This is a genomic window from Clostridium puniceum (assembly GCF_002006345.1).
GTDB classification, from domain to species: domain Bacteria; phylum Bacillota; class Clostridia; order Clostridiales; family Clostridiaceae; genus Clostridium; species Clostridium puniceum.
The window spans coordinates 33,189-56,872 of record NZ_LZZM01000119.1; the positions used below are offsets into that span (position 1 = coordinate 33,189).

The following is a 23,684-nucleotide window of genomic DNA, read 5'->3' on the forward strand; positions in this document are numbered from 1 at the left end:
ATGAGTATTCATATTAATGCAACAGAAGGTGCTATCGCAGAAAGTGTACTATTACCAGGAGATCCTTTAAGAGCTAAGTTTATTGCAGAAACATTTTTAGAAGATGCAGTTTGCTATAATGAAGTTAGAGGAATGTATGGATTTACAGGAACATATAAAGGAAAGAGAGTTTCAGTTCAAGGAACTGGAATGGGTATCCCATCAATATCAATATATACTAATGAGTTAATTCAAAGCTATGGAGTTAAAAATCTTATAAGAGTTGGAACTTGTGGTGGATATAGCGAAAAGGTTAAGGTAAGAGATCTTATAATAGCAATGTCAGCTTCAACAGATTCAAATCTTAACTTAGTAAGATTCCAAGGCAGAACATTTGCACCAACAGCAAGTTTTGAATTACTAAAGCCAGCATATGATATAGCTGTTAATAAAGGTTTTGATCCTAAGGTAGGAAGCATATACAGTTCTGATGTATTTTATGGTGATGATAATGAAGATTGGAAGAAGTGGGCTAAATTTGGCTGCTTAGGAGTGGAAATGGAAGCTGCTGCATTATATACAATTGCGGCTAAATTTGGAGCTAATGCATTAGCATTACTTACTGTAAGTGATCATTTTGTAACAGGAGAAGTTACAAGTGCAGAAGAAAGACAATTAACATTTACAAATATGATGGAAGTTGCACTTGATACAATAGCAGAGTTATAAAGTGCAATTAATAAATAATAAGTAAAATTAATTAGTGAACAAATCAAATATGAAACTAGTAAAATTAAGAGTTAAGGAATAATCAACATGAGGTGGTATTATGTTGTACTTAATTAGAGTTATAAGATTTTTTGATTTGGAAAACTGTACTCAAATAAAATAGTTAAAATTACAATATAGATATCTCAAAATATCCTCAAAGTTATCTGAATTTCTTCTCTATAGAAAAATTCGTAGTAATTTTGAGGATATTCTTATAAAGAAATTAATTATATAACATAGCCTTTGCTTAATCCCATTGCTAATGGTTTTGATTGCTGGCAGCTAGTTGATAATTCTATATATTTCTTTGTGTTGTAACTTATATGGAAGGAATGCATAATTTCTAGAACATGATTTGCAAGTTCTCCACTTGCTCTAGGTTTATCGCCAGTTTTAATACATCTTGCCATATCAGCAACGCCAATTCCCCTGCTGTTTTCAGCATAAATATGAGTTAGCGGAATTTCTTTGAATTCATCTCCGTGAGCAGTTTTTAGAAGCACAGGTCCACCAAATGCATTTGGATCTGGAACTATGAGTGTTCCAATTGATCCATATATTTCTATTCGAGGAAGCTTGCTAGCCCATACATCAAAACTTGTTATTATAGTTGCAATGGCGCCATTTTGAAATTCAATTGTGCCTGCAACATGAGTTGGTATTTTTACATCTATAACCTCTCCAAATTTTTTAGAGCTTGTAATGGTTCTTTGAGGAAATGATATTTTTGTCATTCCACAAACTGTTTTTGCTTCACCCAATAGAGATACCAAAGCCGTGAGATAATAAGGTCCCATATCAAACATAGGACCACCACCAATGTCATAGTAAAATTCAGGATCAGGGTGCCAGCCTTCATGTCCATGACAAACCATGAATGCCGTTGCTGCAACAGGTTTACCTATAAACCCATCTTCTATTAATTTTCGACAGGTTTGAAGTCCTGCACCTAAAAAAGTATCTGGTGCACATCCAACCATTAGATTTTTCTCTTTAGCTAAGGCTAAAAGCTCGTTACCTTGCTCCATTGTAAGTGACAGTGGCTTTTCAACATAAACATGCTTACCCGCTAGAAGAGTCTGTTTACAAACATCAAAGTGTATTTTTGGTATAGTTAAATTCAATACTATTTGTATATCTTCACATTGAAGTAATTCTTCAGTAGAAAAAATATTGGGAATATTGTATTTTTCAGCAGCTTCTTTAGCTCTATCTTCTATTAAATCTGCACATGCATGTACTTCAATGTTTACAAAGGTTTTTGTTAAATTCTCAAAATATATTCCGCTGATATTTCCACAACCAATTACTCCTACTTTTACCTTATTCATAAAATTCGCCGTCCTCTCATCTGATTAATATATACATAAGTTATTTTGCAGCCCACAAAAATCCTCTTCGCATAAGCTCTTTTGCTTCTTTGATATTGAATATAGCTGCATTGTGACCTAATGAATTGTAAAATACCTTACCTTTTCCCCAGCTTTTTGTATATACTACAGGTATTAAAACGTTACCATTACTACTATGAGGACCATCGAAAATAGGAAAGGTTGTTGTTGCTAGAACATTCACAGCAGGATCTACATGTATATAATATTGTTCCGACTTAACCTTAAAGTCTGATATATCAGAAATAATAGTACTTGAACTTGATTTTACTATATTTACCTCGTATTCAATATCATTATTGCCAGGGTGAGCGACCCACTGTGAACCCGTCATAAATTGCCAATCTACTGAGTTTCTAAAGGAATCACACATTCCTCCATGGCAGCCAGCAATACCTACGCCTGATTCTATTGCTTTTAGTACAGGCTTTATCTGTTCATTAGTAATTTCACCCATTGTCCAAACTGGTACTATAAGATTTAAGCTCAGAAGACTCTCTTCATCTTTAAAGCTATCTAGGTTATCTGAAACTTCAACTTCAAAACCTTCAGCTTTTAAAATATTTGAAAAAACCTCTGAAACCTGCTTAGGTTGATGTCCATCCCAACCACCGTATACTATAAGTGCTTTTTTCATCATATAAATCCTCTCCTTATTAATATAAATATTTTTGTATCATACTTCAATTGATATTCTACATTTTAATTTGCAAAAAATCTCGCAGTATATTAACAGAATATAGACATATATTGCTATAGATGTTATATTTAGTGTTATTAATATATCAGTTATGGAGGACGACTATGTTATATCCTTTTTATGAAGCAAAAAGATCCAATGAAACAAATTCTATCCAAATATTTATAGTAGATAATTTTTCTTTTCCCCCTCACCTTCATTCCTATGTAGAGCTTATTTATGTTATAGAGGGGCTGTTTACTGTATCAATAAATGAAAATACAAAAAAATTGCAAGAAGGAGATATTGCAGTAAGTTTCTCAAATGACATTCATAGCTTTAATACTGATTTATCCTCTAAAACTATGCTAATAATTTTTTCTCCTGAAATTATTAGTGGCTATTTGGGCAAAAAGATTAACAAAACTCTTGAAAATCCTTTTATTGAAAAAAGTAGCATTGATGAAACTACTATTTCACTTATACACATACTTTTTGATGAGTTTCTTAAATCTAATAATGAATATATTGTTAAAGGGCTTTTATACTCAATTTTGGGCAAACTAGATTGTAATTTTAAATTTAAAGATAATATACAATCATACAACAACACCATTCAAAATCTGCTGAAATACATTGAAAGTCATTATTCAAAAAATATAACATTAGAGAGTATATCTAGAGATTTAGGTTATAGTAAGTTTCATATTTCAAGACTATTTACAAAAAAATTAGGTTATCAATTTAATGAGTATGTAAACAGATTGCGTATTAATATGGCTGAAAGACTTCTGATAGAAACAGATATGTCAATATTAAACATTTCTATAGAGTGTGGATTTGAGAGTCATCGTAACTTTAACAGAGTTTTTAAAGAATTTACTGGACTTACTCCTAGCAGCTTCAAAAAACAAAACATTTAATATGAATTAATATAAAATTTGTCTTAAAGTATTAATTAAAAATGTTGGGACAGACCTTTTATGTATAATAAATTTTTATTTTTTCAATATGAGTTATATATGGTTTCTAATTAAATTATATTTATGATACGGATTAAGGTTAAAACTATAACTTTTTCGAAAAAATGATAGGAAAGTTCAGTCAACATAGAATTTATCGAAATAAACAATTTGTGAAGACATATTTAAAATTAAGAATTTCTATATGCTTTAGGTGTATTCTTAGTAATTTTAAGGAAATTTCTGTTAAAAGAACGTATACTTGAGTAACCACAAATATAAGCAATATCAGTAATAGTATTTTGAGTATTTTTTAATAAATATAAGGCATAGTTAATTCTATTTTCATTTATAAAATCAACAAAAGAAATACCTAAAATGTTATTTAGATATTTAGAAAGATAAGTATAACTGTAACCAAATTGAGTAGAAATGGTTTTGAGAGTAATATCTTTTGTAAAATTTTCTTGACTATAGTTAAGGATTTTATGTAGCAATTCATAATCAGGTTTTATACCATCAATTAGCTTTGTATTTTCCATAATTTCTGAACATAAAAGATATAAACAAGCTTTCATTTCAAGGATGTTCCAGTTATCTTTAAAAATTTTGTCTAGAATTAAAGTCTTTGCAGCATCAGATAAATCAAAGACAGGATTTTCTAAGGTTTTACTATCAATCATGTTATGAAAGGTTTTTACATATTCAGGTGGAAATACACAAATATCTGCATCTGAATAGTCTTTTGTAGTAATTGAATGAACTTCATAAGGCAATATTAATATAGAAGAGTCCTTTTCCATATGAAAGGTTCTGTTATTAACAACCATTTCAATAGCACCATTAGTAATATACACGAATTCAAAGCTTCTATGCAAATGTTTAGGATAATTAAGATTATTGGGATGATAATAAGAAAAAAAATTGTTTTCACCAAAATGATAAGATTCATATTTTAACATGAGACACCTCCCAAAGGATAAATTTTGTCTATAATTATATAAGTAATTTCTTGTTAAGTCAATTGAAAATTAGATATTATTGAAGAAGAGAAAGCATGAAAATCAATTAAACAAAGGAGAGGTATTTTATGGAGAATAATCAACAAATCACTCACGAATATGCATTAGAAAAGGCAAAAGAATTAGTTGCAAAGATGACACTACAAGAAAAAGCAGAACAATTAACTTATAAGGCCCCAGCTATTAAACATTTAAATATACCAAGATATAATTGGTGGAATGAAGGTCTTCATGGTGTAGCAAGAGCAGGTACGGCAACTGTTTTCCCTCAAGCTATTGGGCTCGCAGCTATGTTTGATGATGAGTTTTTAGGTGAAATTGCAAAAATTATAGCAACTGAAGGTCGTGCAAAGTACAATCAAAGTTCTAAGAAGGAAGACAGAGATATTTATAAAGGCTTAACTTATTGGTCGCCTAATGTAAACATTTTTCGAGATCCAAGATGGGGACGTGGTCATGAAACTTATGGGGAAGATCCATATTTAACTTCAAGACTAGGAGTTGCTTTTGTTAAGGGATTACAAGGTGATGGAAAATATCTAAAAATAGCAGCTTGTGCTAAGCATTTTGCTGTACATAGCGGTCCAGAAGGCTTAAGACATGAATTTAATGCAGTTGTAAGTAAAAGAGATTTATATGAAACTTATTTACCAGCCTTTGAAGCTTGCGTAAAAGAAGCTGATGTAGAAGCTGTAATGGGAGCTTATAATCGTACAAACGATGAGCCTTGCTGTGGAAGTGAACTTTTATTAAAGGATATTTTAAGAGGAAAATGGCAATTTAAAGGACATGTTGTATCTGATTGTTGGGCTATTGCAGATTTCCATTTGTATCATGGAGTTACAAGTACAGCTACTGAATCAGCAGCTCTTGCAATAAAAAATGGCTGTGATTTAAATTGTGGAAATATATATCTTCAAATGTTATTAGCTTATAAGGAAGAGTTAGTAACAGAAGAAGATATAACTAGAGCAGCAGAAAGATTAATGGCAACTAGAATTAGATTAGGAATGTTTGATGAAGAATGTGAATATAACCAAATACCTTATGAAGTAAATGACTGCAAAGAACATAATGAAGTTTCTTTAAAGGCTTCAAGAAAATCTATAGTAATGTTAAGAAATAATGGATTACTACCATTAGACAAATCAAAAATAAAATCTATAGGAATAATTGGACCAAATTCAGATAGTGAATTAATGTTAAAAGGAAATTACTTTGGAACAGCTTCCCGATATATTACTATACTAGAGGGGATACATGAAGTTGTGGGTGAAGAAGTAAGAATATTCTATTCAGAAGGGTGTCACTTATATAAAGATAGCATTTCAGATTTAGCATTGCACAATGTTAATGATAGATTAGGCGAGGCAATTGTTGTAGCAGAGCATAGTGACGTTGTAGTTATGTGTTTAGGTTTAGATTCTTCAATTGAAGGTGAGCAGGGAGATGCAGGCAACAGTGATGGTGCTGGAGATAAATTAAATTTGAATTTACCAGGTAAGCAACAAGAATTACTTGAAAAAGTAATCGCAACTGGAAAACCTGTTATAGTGGTTCTTGGAGCAGGAAGTGCATTAACGCTGCAAGGACAAGAAGAAAAATGTGCTGCAATCTTAAATGTTTGGTATCCAGGTAGCCATGGAGGCAGAGCAGTTGCTGATTTAATATTTGGAAAATGTTCACCAAGTGGAAAGTTGCCAGTAACATTCTATAAAACTACTGAAGAATTACCAGAATTCACTGATTACTCTATGAAGGGAAGAACTTATCGTTACATGAAAGGTGAAAGTTTATATCCATTTGGTTATGGTTTAACTTATTCGAATGTAGAAATATCAGATTTATCAGTATTAGATATTAATAAAGAGTTTGGAGATGTGGAAGTAAGCATCAAGATTTCTAATATTGGAAATTTTGATATAGAAGAAGTATTACAATGTTATATAAAGGATCTTGAATCAAAATATGCAATAGACAATTATAGTTTATCAGCTTTCAAGAGAGTTGCTTTAAATAAGGGTGAAAGCAAAATTGTAAAGATGACAATAAACAAGAAAGCTTTTGAAGTCGTAAATGATGAAGGCGAGAGAATACTTGATAGCAAAAAATTTAAGCTGTTTGTTGGTATATCACAACCTGATAGCAGAAGTGTACAACTTACAGGTATAACTCCATTAAAAGCAGATATTGAATTACCATAAATATTTCTTCGTTATGTAAACTATAAAACTTATATTATTAAATTATGGTTTGAATACTACAATTTAATTTACAAATATATATTAAATGAAGATAAGATAGAATTATATGAAAAATTTTACAAAACCAAAAAACCTTTAGTAAATCACATTTATACTGTAGATCCTTCTGCTCACGAATTGGAAGGTAAAATTTATATCTACCCTTTTCACGATCTAGATCAAGTTATGATTTCAAATGAAAATGACGATTAACGGATTTTTCATGGATAAAAAAGTGCAAAACTCAATTAAAAATTTATCAAGTTCAACTCAAAACTTATTAAGAACATAAAGAAAATCTAGGTTTTTCTTTATGTTCTTAATTATCTATTAGCAACTGTAAATTAAATAAACATCTATAATTATTTATATAAAAACTATAATTATAGATGTTTCAATTTTATCAATTAAGTTTATAATATGTGTGAGAAATTAATATGATGAGTATATATTTTGCTAAGATATATTATGTGGTGATTAGCAGGATTTTATGAAAAATTAGAAAAGTATAATTATACTAATAAACATACTAATTATAGATATAGTTACATTATTAATTAGTGAACTTAGAAAAACAATCTAGAATCAATTAATCAGTGTGAAACTAGTCATAGACAAGGATACGATAATATTAAAAATCAAGTTGATAGTGCAATAGAATCATTAAATAAAATATATAAAGTGCAAGGTGATGGAATATTAACAGGAAAAGCTAGAAATATTGTTAAAACTTTAAAGTGAACTGAAAACGGATACTTGGGGATCTATAATGTAAATACTCAATTAACCTTTAAGTTAGGTTAATATTCGCAAGTTATTGATTAAAAATAAATAAATACAGAATGGAAAGAGGAAATATTATGGAAATGACTTTAAGATGGTTTGGAAAAGAAGCAGATACAGTAACATTAAAGCAAATAAGGCAAATTCCAGGAGTTACAGGTGTGGTTACTACTTTATATGATACAATGCCAGGAGAAGTTTGGCCACTAGAAAGAATTAAAGCGATGAAGAAAGAAATAGAAGTGGCAGGTCTTAAGTTGTCCGGAATAGAAAGTGTTAATATTCATGATTCAATTAAGATAGGGACACCAGATAGAGAGAAATATATTACCAGATATATTACAACTTTAGAGAGATTAGGTCAAGAAGGAATAGATGTTGTGTGTTATAATTTTATGCCAGTATTTGATTGGACAAGATCTGATCTTGCTAAAGTAAGGCCTGATGGATCAACAGTTTTATCTTATGATCAAGAGCTGATTGATAAAATAAATCTTGAAAAATTATTAGCTTCTATGGACTCAAAATCTAATGGATTTATGTTACCAGGGTGGGAACCAGAGCGTATGGTTAGAATTAAAGAATTATTTGAAATGTATAAAGATGTAGATGATGAAAAATTATTTTCTAATTTAAAGTATTTCTTAGAAGCAATAATGCCAACTTGTGAAAAATATAGTATAAAGATGGCAATACATCCTGATGATCCTGCATGGCCGGTATTTGGACTTCCGCGAATTATGACAAGTAAAGAAAATTTATTAAAATTAGTAACTATGGTAGATAGTCCTTGTAATGGAGTTACATTATGTACAGGGTCTTTAGGCTCTAACATGAATAACAATATTCCTGACATTATCAGATCATTAAAAGGAAAAATTCATTTTGCACACGTACGCAATATTAAACACTACAGTCCTGGTAAATTTGATGAAGCAGCGCATTTATCTTCAGATGGTTCACTAGATATGTATGAAATAATGAAATCTCTATATGAAATTGGATTTGACGGAATCACAAGACCAGATCATGGAAGAGCAATTTGGGGAGAAATTGCAATGCCAGGGTATGGACTTTATGATAGAGCTCTTGGAGTTGCTTACTTAAATGGAATTTGGGAAAGTTTACAGAAATCTAATAAATAATAACTGCTATAAAATTGCTAATTAAAAAATATATAAGTTTTGAAAATGAAAATAAGTTGGTAAATTAAAATAATTAATTTAAAGGTTAAAAATAGGTGAAAGAATGTTGCAATTAAATAATAATGGGATTTTACAGAAAGAAGAATGGGAAAAAGAAAATTTTATATTACCAAAGTTTGAGAGACAAACAGTAGTAAAATCTACAAAAGAAAAACCTACATGGATTCATTTTGGAGCAGGTAATATATTTAGATCATTTCCAGCTGCTTTGCAGCAAACTCTTTTAAATGAAGGAAAAATAGATAAAGGAATTATAGTGGCAGAAGGTTATGACTATGAAATTGTTGAAAAAATAAATAGACGCCATGATGATTTGAGTTTGATGGTAATTTTAAAGACTAATGGTACAATTGAAAAAACTATAATTGGAAGTATTGTAGAATCTGTTACAGTAGATAGTGACAATAAAAGAGATTTTGAAAGACTAAAAGAAATTTTTAGAAGTCCTTCTTTACAAATGGTAAGTTTCACTATTACAGAAAAGGGATATAGTCTTATAGATAAAAATGGAGAATTTATTCCAGTAGTTATAGAAGATTTTAATGATGGACCAAGTAAACCTAAAAGTTATATGGGAAAATTAGCAGCTTTATGCTATGAGAGATATATAAGTGGTAAAAACCCAATTGCATTAGTAAGTATGGATAATTGCTCTCATAATGGAGTAAAGTTATATGATGCAGTTAGTACCTTTGCAAAACAATGGGTAGATAATGAAAATGTAGACATTGGTTTTGTAAATTATATTAATGATAAAAATAGCGTTTCATTTCCTTGGAGCATGATTGATAAAATTACACCAAGGCCAGATGATAGTGTAAAGAACATGCTTATAAAAAGTGGTTTTTCAGATGCAGAACCTATAATAACTGGTAAAAATACTTATGTTGCATCATTTACCAATGCAGAAGAAGCAGAATATCTAGTAATTGAAGATGCATTTCCTAATGGCAGACCACAGCTTGAAGAAGCAGGCGTTAAATTCACAGATAGACTTACAGTAGATCGTGTGGAAAAAATGAAAGTATGTACATGTCTTAATCCATTACATACAGCATTAGCGATATTTGGTTGTCTTTTATCATATACTGAAATTTATAGGGAAATGGAAGATTTAGAATTAAAAGCTTTAGTAGAAAAAGTTGGATACGTAGAAGGGCTTCCAGCAGTTGTAGATCCTAAAATTATAAATCCAAAAGACTTTATAGATGAAGTTTTAAATAAGAGAATACGAAATCCATTCATGCCAGATACACCACAAAGAATTGCTACAGATACATCACAAAAAATGTCTATTCGTTTTGGTGAAACAATTAAAGCATACAGGGACCATGAAGAGTTAAAAGTTGGAGAGTTAAAATTTATTCCATTAGTTATAGCTGGCTGGTGTAGATATTTGTTAGGCGTAGATGATGACTGCAATAAATTTGAAATTAGTTCTGATCCAATGTTAGATACGTTAAAGGAACAGCTTAAAGGAATAGAGGTTGGTAAAAAAAGACCTTTCCATGAACAATTAGCACCAATACTTTCTAATGAAAAAATCTTTGGAGTTGATCTATATAAAGTTTCTTTAGGAGATAAAGTAGAACAATATTTTGAAGAACTAGTAGATGCAAAAGGAGCAGTTAGGGCAACCTTAAAGAAGCATTTACATCATAGTTAATCTGCACTTACAGAGTATTAAAGAATTAACAATGTATATTAAGAAAATAAGGTAAGTACGACTTATTTTAAGTTTAAGTACTTACCCTTTTAAATAATAAAGTTAAAAGGAGATAAATTCAAATGGTGAATAAAAAAAGTAATATGTATCAAAATTGGCTAAGTCATAGAGAAATTAAGAAAAGCTGTTATAAGGAATATATTAATAATATTTTAGTTTTAAATCATAGTGAAATCATAGAATCAGCAGTAAGTGAACTTAAAAATGCATTTGTACAAATACAAGATGAAAACGAAATCCAAAATATTTGCGAAGATGAAAAAGAAATTGAAGGAAATAAGTTCATTAAGTTATATATAGAACAAAATAATAAATTAATAAATGAAGGATATAAAATAGAATATATAAAAACAGACGATAAAAGAGAATGTATTAGAATTTGTGCTAAGGATGATAATGGAATACTTTATGGAGTATTTACGTTGCTTCGTTTACTTGGGCAAAATTACGATTTTAAAAGTAAAGAAATAATAGATAATCCTAAGAAAAACATTAGAATAGTAAATCACTGGGATAATATTGATGGTACTGTAGAACGTGGTTTTGCAGGAAGTTCAGTACTATTTGAAAGTTGTAGAAATAAAAAAATTATGAAAGAAGTAATGAATGCAATAGGAGGTATTGCAGCAGCTAATGAAGTGTTAAGAAAAGCATTTAATGACAAGTATAAAGTAGCAGATGATTTAGAGAGAATCAATGATTATGCAAGAATGCTTTCTTCAGTAGGCATTAATGGAATAATTATTAACAATACAAATGTGCATAAAGCAGAAACTTATCTTATTGATGATAAAATAAGCATTGTAAAAATAATTAGTGAAATAATGCAAAGATGGGGAGTAAAAACTTATCTTAGCATAAATTTTGCATCACCAATTACACTTGGAGACTTACAAACTGCAGATCCATTAGATAATGAAGTAATTGAATGGTGGAGGAAAAAAGCTGAGTATGTATACAGTGTACTTCCAAACTTAGGTGGATTTATGGTTAAAGCAGATTCAGAAGGAAGACCAGGACCATTTACTTATGGACGTAATCACGCAGACGGAGCTAATATGCTTGCCAGTGCACTTTCGAAATATGGAGGAGTATTAATATGGAGATGTTTTGTATATAACTGTAGGCAAGATTGGAGAGATTATACAATAGATAGAGCTAAAGCTGCTTATGATTGTTTTTCACCTCTAGATGGACATTTTTTAGATAATGTATACTTGCAAATAAAAAATGGACCAATGGATTTTCAAGTTAGAGAGCCAATAACACCATTATTTGGAGCAATGAATAATACTAATAAGTTAATGGAATTTCAAATAACTCAAGAATATACAGGTCAACAAAAACATGTGTGTTTTTTAATTCCTTGGTGGAAAGAAATTTTAAATCAGCCAACCTATGGAGAGGACATTAAAAAAGAAATTATTGAAAATTTTAATCTTAATTTAGTAAATGAAAATAATATAACAAACTCAAGCTGTATGGCTAAAAGAATTAATGGAATTGCAGCAATAGTGAATATTGGTAATGACGAAAATTGGACTGGTCATTTTTTAGCTCAAGCTAATATTTATGGATATGGTCGCCTTGCATGGAATTCAGATATTAGTATTAAACAAATTGTAGAAGAATGGATTAAACTTACTTTTGGAGATAATCCATTAGTGATGAATAATATAAGTGAAATTTTAATGACTTCATGGGAAACTTATGAAAAGTATACATCACCATTAGGGATAGGCTGGATGGTAGCACCAGGACATCATTATGAACCAGATGTAGATGGTTATGAATTTTCTCCTTGGGGAACATATCATAGAGCGGATTGTAATGGAATTGGTATTGATAGAACTTTTGAAAGTGGGACAGGCTATACAGAACAATATAATGAACCACTTAAAAGTTTATATAATAATTTAGAAACTTGTCCTGATGAATTATTACTATTTTTTCATCATGTTTCTTATAACCATGTATTGAAATCAGGGAAAACTGTAATTCAGCATATTTACGATACTCATTTTGAGGGCTATGAATTAGTAAAAGAATTTATTTATAAATGGGAAGCATTAAAAGGGTTAGTAGATCAAGACATATATGAACAAACTCTTGAACGTCTAAAAATACAATTAGATAGTGCTGAAAATTGGAAGGATCAAATAAATACTTATTTTTATAGAATATCGGGAATTGAAGATGAGAAAGGAAGAAAAATATACTGATTTTTATAATCTATAATTTTTAATGTTTTTTATATAATTTGTTAGGTTGTTGGTAAAAGTTATCGGTGATAAACTTTATCTTGTAGCAAAAAACGTTTACAAGTAAAAACATAACATAATATTAAAAAAAAGTAAATGAATATAAAGTAGGGGGAATAGTAAATGAGAAAATCTAAATTAATCTTAAGCATACTCCTAACTGGAGTCATGGGAATGAGTCTTCTCGTTGGTTGTGGAAACCAAGCTAAAGAGGCAAGTTCATCTTCAGATAGTGATGGAATTAAAGAATTCACAGCATTTTATGCGACTCCAGGAAAAGAAATTCCAGACAATAATAGGTTGAAAAATGCAATAGCTAAAAAAATAGGAGCTAAAATAAATGAACAATGGCTAACAGGGCAAACAGCTAAAGAAAGAATAGGAGTAATGGTTGCTGGAGGAGAGTATGCAGATTTTATAGATGGCGGAGATGGAACACAAGCATTAATAGATGCAGGTGCACTTATTCCATTAGAAGATAAATTGGATAAGTATCCTAATCTAAAAAAATTTGTGTCAGAAAGTGATAGAAAAAGAATAACGAAAGATGATGGACATATTTACTATATACCTCAATTTTCAACTGTTCAAGGAAAGGAAATGGATACAATTCACAATGGGGAAGCATTCTGGATTCAAAAAGCAGTTTTAGAATGGGCTAATTACCCTAAAATTAAAACTGTAGATGAATATTTCGATTTAATTGAAAAATATAAGCAAGCAAATCCAACAATTAATGGACAACCAACTGTAGGTTTTGAAATTTTAAGTGACGATTGGAGATATTTCTGTTTAGAAAATCCACCTCAATTTCTAGCAGGATATCCTAATGATGGTAAAGCTATTATAGATAAAAATACATTAGTAGCTAAGAACTACAACACAATTCCAGAAGCTCAAAGATATTATAAAAAGTTAAATGAAGAATATAACAAAGGAATTATCGATCCAGAAACATTTACATCATCTTATGATCAATATATATCAAAGATTTCAACAGGAAGAGTACTTGGTTTGGTAGATCAACATTGGCAATTTAATAATGGGGAACTTTCATTAAAGCAACAAAACTTAGATGAAAGAACTTATGTACCATTACCTTTAACACTTGACCCTAATGTTAAACCACAATATAGAAGCAAATTAGAATATAATGGTGGAGGAGGTCTTGGAATTTCAGCCAGCTGTAAAGATGTAGATGGTGCTTTAAAATTAATAAATGATTTATTAGATCCAGAGGTAATTACAATGAGATCCTGGGGAGAAAAAGATGTTGACTATAAAGTAAATGATAAAGGTGTATTTTACAGAACTGATGAACAAAGAGCAAATAACAGAAACCAAGATTGGGTTAATGCTAATATGTGTTCTTACTCATGGTTTCCTAATTATAGAGGAATGCAAGCAGATGGAATCAATGCTATGGTGCCAAATGAACAACCAGATGAATTCTATGCAGAATTAAGACCTGCTGATAAGAAAATTCTTGATGCATATGGTTATAAGACCTTTACAGAATTTATGAACACACCACCTGAAAAGAATGAACCTTGGTTCCCGATTTATTCCTTTACAAATTCATTAACCTCAGACAGTCCAGCTGGAATCGCAATGCAAAAAATGGATGAAATAAAAAAACAATGGCTTCCAAAGGTTATTATGACAAAAACAGCTGATTTTGATTCTTCATGGAATCAATATCAAACAACTCTAACAACTCAAGTAGATATTAAAGCATATGAAGATGAACTTACTAAGGAAGTAAAGAAAAGAGTAGAAAAATACGGTGAAAACTAGATAGTAAATGAGAAGAGGGTATTTTTTTAGGTACCCTATTCTTGAAAATTTTCCAATAAAATAAGAAAAAAGGAGAATGGATATGGAAGTAGGAGTAAGTGATACAAAATTGGATGCAGAATTAAAACAAAAAAAGAAAAAGATTACATTAGAGACAATGAAAAAGCAAAGAACGTTAATTATTATGTCTATTCCATTTGTTATATATGTATTTATATTTTGTTATGCACCTCTTGTTGGTTGGGTAATGGCTTTTCAAAAATATAAACCAGCTAAAGGTTTATTTGACCAAGTATGGTGTGGATTGGATCAATTTAAGTTTTTATTTTCTGATGCAACTTTTTTACAAGTATTAAGAAATACTTTAGCTATGAGTATAATTAATTTAACATTAAGTTTTATCTGCTCTATTGGATTTGCATTACTACTTAATGAGGTGAGAAGGCTTTTAGCTAAGAAATTTGTACAAACAATATCATATTTACCCCATTTTTTATCATGGATAATTGTAACTGGACTTGTAGCAGAAGTTTTTTCACCAGAAACAGGTATTATCAACCAAATTTTGGTGGCTTTGCATATAATAAATCAACCAATAAATTTCTTTGCAGACGCTAAATATTTTTGGGGTATTGTAGGTATAACTAATGTTTGGAAAGAAGTGGGGTGGGGAAGTATTATTTATCTTTCTGCTATTACTGCCATCAATCCTGATTTATATGAGGCAGCTGAAATTGATGGAGCAGGACGTTTTAAGAAAATGTTACATGTTACATTACCTGGAATTAAGTCAACAATATTTATATTACTTATCATGAATATTGGAAATATTGTAAATGCAGGCTTTGAAGTTCAATATTTACTAGGAAACGGTCTTGTTCAATCTGTTTCTCAAACAATAGACATCTTTGTGTTGAAATATGGTATCAGTTTAAGTAACTATTCATTAGCTACAGCAGCAGGTATATTCAAAAGTGTAATTAGTGTGACATTAATATTCATAGCAAATAATTTTGCCAAAAAAGTTGGAGAAGAAAGGTTATTCTAAAGGGGGATTTATTGATGGCAGGTATTAGAAAAAGAAGTAAGCATGATATTATATGGGATACTATTATAGGAATATTTATGGTGATATTTGTAATTATTACACTGTACCCTATATGGAATACATTAGCTGTTTCATTTAACGATGGTATTGATTCTGTAAGGGGTGGGATTCACCTATGGCCAAGAATGTTCACTCTTAAAAATTATGAAACAGTATTTAATAATCAAAATTTAAAACAGGCAGCATTTATATCAGTTTCAAGAACTGTAATAGCTACATTATTACAAGTATTTTTAACAGCAATGCTTGCATATGTTTTAAGTAGAAAAGAATTTATATTTAAAAAGCACCTTTCATTTATGTATGTATTAACTATGTATGTTGGAGGAGGGATGATTCCAACGTATGTATTAATAAAAAACTTACACTTACTTAATAATTTTATGGTATATATTATACCTGGTTTAGTTAGTGCTTTTAATATGATTGTTATAAGAACTTTTATGAATGGATTACCAGATAGTTTATCAGAATCTGCTAAAATAGATGGTGCAGGAGATTTTAGAATATTTATTCAAATCATATTACCTTTATGTAAACCGGTTCTTGCAACGGTTGCATTATTTATAGCAGTAGGACAATGGAACTCTTGGTTCGATTCAATGTTATATTGTTCATCTGACCCCTCTTTAACAACACTTCAATATGAACTTATGAAATTGTTATCAGCCACAACTCAACAAGGTACATCAGGTACAGTAGATATGATGAAAAATGCAGGGAATATTGTAACACCTAAATCAGTTCGTGCAGCAGTCACAATTGTAACAGCATTGCCAATTGTATGTCTTTATCCATTCTTACAAAGATATTTTGTATCAGGTCTTACTATTGGAGGCGTAAAAGAATAATGAGTGCTTATAAAACAGATATTTATAACAATGTTTTTAAGGAATATGGATATTCAGAAGAAGAAATTGAAAATAAATTAGAATATATCTATAAAACAATTTTTTTTGGAAATGAAGATGAAAGATTATATAATCCAGTTGGTGATGACATGGCATGCTTTATTGATACTGGAAACAACGATGTAAGAACAGAAGGTATGTCATATGCTATGATGATGTGTGTTCAAAGAAATATGAAGGAAGAATTTGATAAACTTTGGAAGTGGGCAAAAACATATATGTACATGGAAGATGGATGGAATAAAGGTTATTTTGCTTGGTCAGTAAAACCTAATGGAGAAAAAAATTCAAATGGGCCAGCATCAGATGGCGAAGAATATTTTGCATTAGCATTATTCTTTGCAGCTAACAGATGGAGAAATGGAGAAGGAATTTTTAATTACTCAAAAGAAGCTAGAAAGCTTCTTTACGAATGCGTTCATAAGGGGGAAAAAGAACAGGGAGATCCTATGTGGGATCCGAAAAATAAATTAATAAAATTTGTTCCAGGTCTTAAATTCACAGATCCATCATATCATCTGCCACATTTTTATGAATTGTTTTCTATTTGGAGTATGGAGGAAGATCATGAATTTTGGAAAGAAGCAGCGCACTGTAGTAGAGAATTTCTAAAAAAAGCCTGCGATCCTGTTACAGGTTTGGCAGCAGAATACTCACATTATGATGGAAGTCCATATGTTAAAGACAAGCATGAAAGATATTATAGTGATTCTTATAGAGTACCAGCTAATTTAGGTTTGTCTTATGAATGGTTTGAAAATTCAAAGTGGGAATGTGAATGTTCAGATAAGATTCAAACTTTCTTTTGTGAAGCTGTTAAAGGTAAAGCAGATTTAGTATATGAAATAGATGGAACTATTATTGAAGAAAAGGCTCTACATCCAGTAGCTATTATAGCAACTAATGCAATGGCTTCCTTAGCAAGTAAGGGTAAGTATAGAAAAAAGTGTGTAGATTTATTTTGGAATACACCTTTAAGAACAGGTGAAAGAAGATATTATGATAATTGTTTATATGTGTTCGCATTTTTAGCGTTAAGCGGAAATTATAAAATTTGGAAGTAAGTTTGGGTAAAATTAATAAAATAAAAAACAATTTTATTGAGAATTTATCTTAGTCCATTAATATGTGCAGTAGAAGAAGAATCCTATTTAGTTAATTCTACATTTGTATATTTTTTTGGAGTTCCTATATTTCATAGCAGGAATTTAAGTTAATTTTGAGTAAATAGGTAATGTTCTAAAGGCTTGAGTATAACCTAATAGTTAAATAATATTAGAGACTTAAAAAATTAATAAAGAAAATCAAACTGATTTGTTTTTCTTTTAGAAAAGGAAATGATAAATATGGGATATGAAGATAACATATCATTATCATGTTTGCTAAGCGATGGGATGGTGCTTCAGAGAGGAAATCAAACAAAGATTTCTGGAAAAGCTAATAAGTCAGAGCAATTAAAAATTGAATTTTTAGGGCAAACATATGAATCAACTGCTGATGGAAATGGAAAGTGGGAAGTAAATTTTCATATTTTAGAAGCCGGTGGTCCTTATGAAATGGTTATTACAGACAATCATAATAATAAGCGTAGAATTAAAGATATATTGATAGGTGATGTTTGGGTTTGTAGTGGACAATCTAATATGGAACTACCTGTAAATAGAGTTATAGATTTATATGAAGAAGAAATATATGGTTATTTAAATCCTAATATTCGTCAGTTTTTTACTGAGCAAAATTATAATTTTGAAAATCCACAAGAGGATTTATCTGGTGGTAGCGGATGGAAGTCAGTTACTCCAGAAAGTGCGTTAGAATTTAGTGCTGTTGGATATTTTTTTGCAAAAGAATTATATGACAAATACAAAGTGCCGATAGGACTTATTGCAACTGCTGTAGGAGGTACTCCAGTAGAAGCTTGGATAAGTGAAAAGTCATTACAAAAGTTTCCTAGATTTAAAGATATAATTAATAATTGTAAAGATGCTTTCTATATTAATAAAGTAATGAAAGAAGATGAAAAAAGAATTAATGCTTGGTATCAAAAAATTGATGCAACTGATGAGGGTTATAAAAATGAAAATAATAGATGGTATGAAGAAGAATATGATGATGTTAAATGGAATGGCTTTTTTATACCACAAGAGTGGAAAAATACTCAGTTAGATAAATTAAATGGTGCAGTATGGTTTAGAAAAGAAATATATGTACCTGCATCTATGGTAAATTGCAAGGCAAAATTATTTTTAGGTGCTATAATCGATAGTGATACAGCATATATAAATGGAGAATTTGTAGGAAAAACCGAGTATAGATATCCACCTCGAAAATATGATTTACCTAAAGGAATATTAAAAGAAGGAAAAAATATAATAGCATTACGTGTCATTAGTAATACCAGCATAGGTGAATTCATTAAAGATAAGCCATATAAGTTAATTGCAAATAATCAAGAAATAGATTTGACTGGGGAATGGAAATTCCAAATAGGCTGTAAAATGGAATTATTAGAAGGACAAACATTTTTTCAATATAAACCAACGGGTTTGTATAATGGAGTAATTTCACCATTAAAGAAATATGCAATTAAAGGTGTTATTTGGTATCAAGGAGAATCAAATACTGATTATCCTAATGATTATGAAGAATTATTTACAATATTAATAAAAGAATGGAGAGAGGAATGGAACATAGGGGAATTTCCATTTTTATATGTTCAGCTTGCAAATTATATGAAACCTTCAGAGGTATGTGGTGAAAGCAATTGGGCAAAATTAAGAGATTTACAAAGAAGAGTATTGAAAGTTAAAAATACAGCTATGGCAGTTGCTATTGATTTAGGAGAATATAATGACTTACATCCAATGAATAAAAAAGATGTAGGAAAAAGACTTGCTTTGACAGCTGAAAAATTTGCGTATGGAGAAGAGGTTATCTATAGTGGTCCATTATATCAGAGTATGAAGAAGAATGGAAAAGAAATTCAATTGTATTTCTCGAATATAGGTAGTGGATTGGTTGCAAAAGGTGAAAAACTTAAACATTTTGCTATATGTGGGAAAGATAAAAAATATGTGCCGGCAGAGGCTTTTATAGAAGGCGAATTTGTAAAAGTTTATAATAAAAATATCCAAAATCCAATAGGGGTAAGGTATTGTTTTGCAGATAATCCAGCTGAAGTGACCTTATATAATAAGGAAGGATTGCCAGCTTCGCCATTTTGCACAGATTAGGAAATATGTATGAATAAATTCAGTCAAAAGGGAATCAAATGAGGAATTTGTGATTATAGTATTAATTTAGTTAAAAAACAATAGCAAATTTTTGATATATAATTTATTGATTAACCATATAGGTTAATGTATTATAGAAATTAGAATTAACAATAAATTGGGAAAAGAGGTATTACTATGAAAAAAATAGATGTGTTAAATAATTATAGCATTAGATCAAAGCTTTTAATGATATATCTTTTTTGTGTTTTAATCCCAATGATTGTTACTAATTCTATTGTTTATTTAACTATAAAAAGCAATGCAGTAAAAGAGCAAAGAATAAATATGGATCATACTATAGATAGAGTCAAATATGATTTGGGAGCTGTATTAGATGATTGTGTGTTGGTATCAAATCATTTACATAGTGATATAATTTTAAATGATTTTATTACCGAAAGATACAATAATCTTCTAGAATATTATGAAAGATATAATTATTTATTGCAAAATAATGTGATTAATTATTACTATAATTCACAACATGTATATCAAGTTACTGTATACACCGATAATAATACTATAAGCGATAGTAGCAACTTTAGAAAATTAACATCAGAAATTAGAGAAAGTGAATGGTATAGACAGTTCCAGAGTAATAGAAAAGCGATGACCATATCTGTATATTATGATAAGGAAAAAGAGAACTCGCCATCAACGAATACTGCTAGAACAATTAGCATTACACGAAAACTGGACAACTTTGGAGATAAAAATGAAAATATTTTAAAAATAGATCTTGATTATAATGTAATTCGTAAAAATATTTTAAAAGAAAAAATGGTAGACAATTTATATGTATGTAATAAAAATTATATTTTATTTTCAAATAATGTATCTGATATTAAATTAAAAGAATTTGATACTATAAATAATATAGAAGAAAAGGGTATTAAATTAAACGATTTCTTTAGATTTAAGGTTGCAAATGAAGAATGGAATATTGTTATTACAGCAGATGAAGTCAATCCTTTATCAAAAATTGTGGAGAAAAAAGAGATATTATTTGGATTAATAATCTTTAATTTATTATTACCAACTATAATTATTGTAGGAGTATCATATTCCATTGGAGATAGAGTACGATTGCTTAGTTTATATTTAGGAAAAGTAGAAAATGAGGAATTTCATACTATTGACTGCAACAATGGAATGGATGAAATAGGAAATTTAATTCGAAGCTATAATTTAATGGTTTTAAGAATTAAAGAATTAATAGAAGTAGTATTTAAGAGGGATACAGAAAAGCAAAGACTTGAATTAGCTAAAAAACAAGCTGAATTGAAATCACTCCAAAGCCAAGTAAATCCTCATTTTATGTTTAATACTCTTGAAAGTATCCGTATGAGGAGTTTAATAAAAGGGGAAGCTGAAACAGCAGGAATAATTGAAAATTTATCAATTCTATTAAGAACTACAATAAATTGGGGAGAAGATTATATTACTATTGAAGATGAAATGCTTTTTGTAGAAAATTATCTTAAAATTCAAAAATATCGTTTTGGTGATAAATTATCTTCTAGTTTTTATATTATGGAAGACTGCAAAAACATAAGGATTCCAAAGTTATCTATATTAAGTTTTGTTGAAAATGCATGTGTTCATGGTATTGAAGCAGTATCGCATAATGCAAGTATCAATGTTGCTGTATTTAAAGATGAAAATAGTCTATTTATAGAAATTTTCGATACAGGAATTGGAATAGAGGAGAATAAATTAAATCGAATTAGAACTATGTTACAAGATGTAAAAATAGATATGCTTAATAGCAGTAAAAGTACAGGTGTACTTAATACTTATATGCGTTTGCAAACTTATTGTAATAATAATATGAAATTTGAAATTAATAGTAAGCTAAAAGAGGGGACAGAAGTCACTATACAAATTTATATTGATGAATCAAAGCAAGCTAGTAAGGGAGTTAATGTAGGCAATTATTATTAAGACTGGAGGAATTATTAATGATTAAAATCTTAATAGTAGATGATGAACCTTTTATAAGACAAGGATTAAAGATTTTGATTAATTGGGAGCAATATGGTTATGAAATTGTTGGAGAAGCTGCAAATGGCTTTGAAGCAATAAAAGAATTAGAAAAGAAAGATATTGATTTAATAATTGCAGATATAAAAATGCCTGAAATGAATGGTATTGAGTTAATTGAATATGTACATGATAATATATTGTGTGAAGTTAAATTTATTGTATTAAGTGGTTATTATGAGTTTGAGTATGCTAAAAAAGCAATAAAATATAATGTAAAAGATTATATTTTAAAACCAATTCAAAAAGATGAATTAATTAAAGTATTAATTGCTTTTAAGGAAGAGTATATAAAGCAAGAAAAACAACAAACAATACAAAAAATAAAAGATAAGGTAGTATATGATAGATATTTAAATGAAATTATAAATGATAAATGTAATAATTCTAATTTAGAGTATGTAAAAAAATATCAAGAATTTTCTGCTGAATTAAGATATATAATTATTGAAATTAATTACAACAAGGATGAATATATTAATGTTTCTGAAGCTGAAAAAAGAGAAGGGCAACAGATCTTTTATCAGAATATAATTGGATGGTTAGGTGAAAATTACTATAATGTAATCGTTGATATTACTAGTTATAAAGATTGCTATGACATTGGATTTATTTATGATAAGAGATTGGTGTTAGAACAAGATATTAGTGAAAAAGACTATATTTTAAATTTAGAAAAAAGTATGAAACAAATTCAAAAATATGATTTTTATATTTATATAGGACAAAAAGTCAGCATTATTGAAGATTTGGCATTATCATACAAATCTGCAACTGTAGCTAAATTGTTTTCAGATTTTTCTAATGAAAATAATATAACATACTATGATGAAATGACAACTAAAAAGGAACTTGGCTGTAATATAGAAAAACAATATATGGATAATTTAATTCATGAAATTGAAGAAAATAATGAAGACGAAATTAAAAAATGTGTTAATAAAATTTACTGTAGCTTTAAAGAGTATAGAATAGATTTAGAAATTATAAAGATTAACATTAATTATTTATTGTGTAATTTGATTAATGTTGCAAAGGAATTAGATTCTGGAGTTAATCAAGGTGAAGTGATGCAATATATTAGCTCGGTTTCGTTTGAACAAATAATAAGCAGGGGAAGTTTAAAACATTTAGAACGATTTTCTTTAGAATTTTCTAAGTATTTAAATCAATTAAGGCAAAATTCATTTCAAGGAATTTTAAATCAAATTGATAAGGAAATTTCAGAAAATTATATGGAAAAGTTAAGCCTAAAATATTTAAGTGAAAAATATTATATTAATAGTGCGTATTTAGGACAAATATTCAAAAAACAATATAATGTAGCCTTTAAAGATTATTTAAACGCATACAGAATTGAGAAAGCTTCAGAGTTACTTAAACGTAGTGACGAGAAAATTTATAAAATTGCAGAAACAGTTGGATATAACAATCCTGATTATTTTATAAATAAGTTTGTTCAACTAAAAGGAAAAACACCACTACAATATAGAAAACAATTTTTCTGTTAAGTAAATTTATAAAATCT

16 protein-coding genes are annotated in these 23,684 nt (G+C 29.2%); 13 read left to right on the top strand and 3 right to left on the bottom strand.

Annotated elements, in window-relative coordinates; genetic code table 11:
• On the top strand, nt 1–708 hold the full coding sequence (gene deoD / locus CLPUN_RS09115) for a purine-nucleoside phosphorylase (protein WP_077846981.1): 708 nt from the start codon (nt 1–3) through the stop codon (nt 706–708).
• Between the two features lie 269 nt (nt 709–977).
• Here deoD and CLPUN_RS09120 read toward each other — a convergent pair whose 3' ends face one another.
• Both CLPUN_RS09120 and CLPUN_RS09125 read right to left on the bottom strand, forming a co-directional pair.
• Nucleotides 978–2,081 (bottom strand): Gfo/Idh/MocA family protein, encoded by a 1,104-nt coding sequence (locus CLPUN_RS09120; protein WP_077846982.1) that lies wholly within the window; start codon nt 2,079–2,081, stop codon nt 978–980.
• A gap of 40 nt (nt 2,082–2,121) precedes the next feature.
• On the bottom strand, nt 2,122–2,781 hold the full coding sequence (locus tag CLPUN_RS09125) for a ThuA domain-containing protein (protein ID WP_198944308.1): 660 nt from the start codon (nt 2,779–2,781) through the stop codon (nt 2,122–2,124).
• A 164-nt stretch (nt 2,782–2,945) separates the two neighbouring features.
• Here CLPUN_RS09125 and CLPUN_RS09130 point away from each other — a divergent pair, with 164 nt between their 5' ends.
• Entirely contained in the window at nt 2,946–3,743 is a 798-nt protein-coding gene (locus CLPUN_RS09130) for an AraC family transcriptional regulator (protein ID WP_077846983.1), read from the top strand.
• 230 nt (nt 3,744–3,973) lie between these two features.
• Here the strand turns inward: CLPUN_RS09130 and CLPUN_RS09135 are convergent, their stop codons facing one another.
• Nucleotides 3,974–4,744 (bottom strand): AraC family transcriptional regulator, encoded by a 771-nt coding sequence (locus tag CLPUN_RS09135; RefSeq protein ID WP_077846984.1) that lies wholly within the window; start codon nt 4,742–4,744, stop codon nt 3,974–3,976.
• 128 nt (nt 4,745–4,872) lie between these two features.
• Between CLPUN_RS09135 and CLPUN_RS09140 the strand changes: the two genes are divergently transcribed.
• The 11 genes from CLPUN_RS09140 to CLPUN_RS09190 all read left to right on the top strand — a co-directional run bounded on the left by CLPUN_RS09140 (nt 4,873) and on the right by CLPUN_RS09190 (nt 23,667).
• Nucleotides 4,873–7,008, top strand: a complete 2,136-nt coding sequence (locus CLPUN_RS09140) for a glycoside hydrolase family 3 C-terminal domain-containing protein (protein WP_077846985.1) — start codon at nt 4,873–4,875, stop codon at nt 7,006–7,008.
• Between the two features lie 899 nt (nt 7,009–7,907).
• Nucleotides 7,908–8,975, top strand: coding sequence for a mannonate dehydratase (gene uxuA, locus CLPUN_RS09145; RefSeq protein WP_077846986.1), 1,068 nt, complete (start codon nt 7,908–7,910; stop codon nt 8,973–8,975).
• Between the two features lie 103 nt (nt 8,976–9,078).
• Nucleotides 9,079–10,701, top strand: a complete 1,623-nt coding sequence (locus CLPUN_RS09150) for a mannitol dehydrogenase family protein (RefSeq protein WP_341424708.1) — start codon at nt 9,079–9,081, stop codon at nt 10,699–10,701.
• Between the two features lie 122 nt (nt 10,702–10,823).
• Nucleotides 10,824–12,983 (top strand): alpha-glucuronidase family glycosyl hydrolase, encoded by a 2,160-nt coding sequence (locus CLPUN_RS09155; protein ID WP_077846987.1) that lies wholly within the window; start codon nt 10,824–10,826, stop codon nt 12,981–12,983.
• 162 nt (nt 12,984–13,145) lie between these two features.
• Entirely contained in the window at nt 13,146–14,819 is a 1,674-nt protein-coding gene (locus tag CLPUN_RS09160) for a type 2 periplasmic-binding domain-containing protein (protein WP_077846988.1), read from the top strand.
• 82 nt (nt 14,820–14,901) lie between these two features.
• The gene (locus tag CLPUN_RS09165) at nt 14,902–15,867 is read left to right on the top strand and encodes an ABC transporter permease (RefSeq protein ID WP_077846989.1); all 966 of its coding nucleotides are present in this window, start codon (nt 14,902–14,904) and stop codon (nt 15,865–15,867) included.
• 14 nt (nt 15,868–15,881) lie between these two features.
• Nucleotides 15,882–16,778, top strand: a complete 897-nt coding sequence (locus CLPUN_RS09170) for a carbohydrate ABC transporter permease (RefSeq protein ID WP_077846990.1) — start codon at nt 15,882–15,884, stop codon at nt 16,776–16,778.
• Complete coding sequence (locus CLPUN_RS09175; RefSeq protein WP_077846991.1) at nt 16,778–17,902, top strand: family 8 glycosyl hydrolase; 1,125 nt, start codon at nt 16,778–16,780, stop codon at nt 17,900–17,902. The genes CLPUN_RS09170 and CLPUN_RS09175 overlap by 1 nt, the downstream gene beginning before the upstream one ends.
• Before the next feature lie 282 nt (nt 17,903–18,184).
• Complete coding sequence (locus CLPUN_RS09180; protein ID WP_077846992.1) at nt 18,185–20,071, top strand: sialate O-acetylesterase; 1,887 nt, start codon at nt 18,185–18,187, stop codon at nt 20,069–20,071.
• A gap of 177 nt (nt 20,072–20,248) precedes the next feature.
• A complete protein-coding gene (locus CLPUN_RS09185; protein WP_077846993.1) occupies nt 20,249–22,057 on the top strand; it encodes a histidine kinase in 1,809 nt (602 codons plus the stop codon).
• A gap of 17 nt (nt 22,058–22,074) precedes the next feature.
• Nucleotides 22,075–23,667: a response regulator transcription factor gene (locus tag CLPUN_RS09190; protein WP_077846994.1), complete on the top strand. Its 1,593-nt coding sequence runs from the start codon at nt 22,075–22,077 to the stop codon at nt 23,665–23,667.
• Nucleotides 23,668–23,684 lie beyond the last annotated feature (17 nt).

Excerpts from the sequence above, each read along its gene's own strand:
- deoD (WP_077846981.1), top strand. The coding sequence starts at position 1 with ATGAGTATTCATATTAATGCAACAGAAGGTGCTATCGCAGAAAGTGTA.
- CLPUN_RS09120 (WP_077846982.1), bottom strand. The coding sequence starts at position 2,081 with ATGAATAAGGTAAAAGTAGGAGTAATTGGTTGTGGAAATATCAGCGGA.
- CLPUN_RS09125 (WP_198944308.1), bottom strand. The coding sequence starts at position 2,781 with ATGATGAAAAAAGCACTTATAGTATACGGTGGTTGGGATGGACATCAA.
- CLPUN_RS09130 (WP_077846983.1), top strand. The coding sequence starts at position 2,946 with ATGTTATATCCTTTTTATGAAGCAAAAAGATCCAATGAAACAAATTCT.
- CLPUN_RS09135 (WP_077846984.1), bottom strand. The coding sequence starts at position 4,744 with ATGTTAAAATATGAATCTTATCATTTTGGTGAAAACAATTTTTTTTCT.
- CLPUN_RS09140 (WP_077846985.1), top strand. The coding sequence starts at position 4,873 with ATGGAGAATAATCAACAAATCACTCACGAATATGCATTAGAAAAGGCA.
- uxuA (WP_077846986.1), top strand. The coding sequence starts at position 7,908 with ATGGAAATGACTTTAAGATGGTTTGGAAAAGAAGCAGATACAGTAACA.
- CLPUN_RS09150 (WP_341424708.1), top strand. The coding sequence starts at position 9,079 with ATGTTGCAATTAAATAATAATGGGATTTTACAGAAAGAAGAATGGGAA.
- CLPUN_RS09155 (WP_077846987.1), top strand. The coding sequence starts at position 10,824 with ATGGTGAATAAAAAAAGTAATATGTATCAAAATTGGCTAAGTCATAGA.
- CLPUN_RS09160 (WP_077846988.1), top strand. The coding sequence starts at position 13,146 with ATGAGAAAATCTAAATTAATCTTAAGCATACTCCTAACTGGAGTCATG.
- CLPUN_RS09165 (WP_077846989.1), top strand. The coding sequence starts at position 14,902 with ATGGAAGTAGGAGTAAGTGATACAAAATTGGATGCAGAATTAAAACAA.
- CLPUN_RS09170 (WP_077846990.1), top strand. The coding sequence starts at position 15,882 with ATGGCAGGTATTAGAAAAAGAAGTAAGCATGATATTATATGGGATACT.
- CLPUN_RS09175 (WP_077846991.1), top strand. The coding sequence starts at position 16,778 with ATGAGTGCTTATAAAACAGATATTTATAACAATGTTTTTAAGGAATAT.
- CLPUN_RS09180 (WP_077846992.1), top strand. The coding sequence starts at position 18,185 with ATGGGATATGAAGATAACATATCATTATCATGTTTGCTAAGCGATGGG.
- CLPUN_RS09185 (WP_077846993.1), top strand. The coding sequence starts at position 20,249 with ATGAAAAAAATAGATGTGTTAAATAATTATAGCATTAGATCAAAGCTT.
- CLPUN_RS09190 (WP_077846994.1), top strand. The coding sequence starts at position 22,075 with ATGATTAAAATCTTAATAGTAGATGATGAACCTTTTATAAGACAAGGA.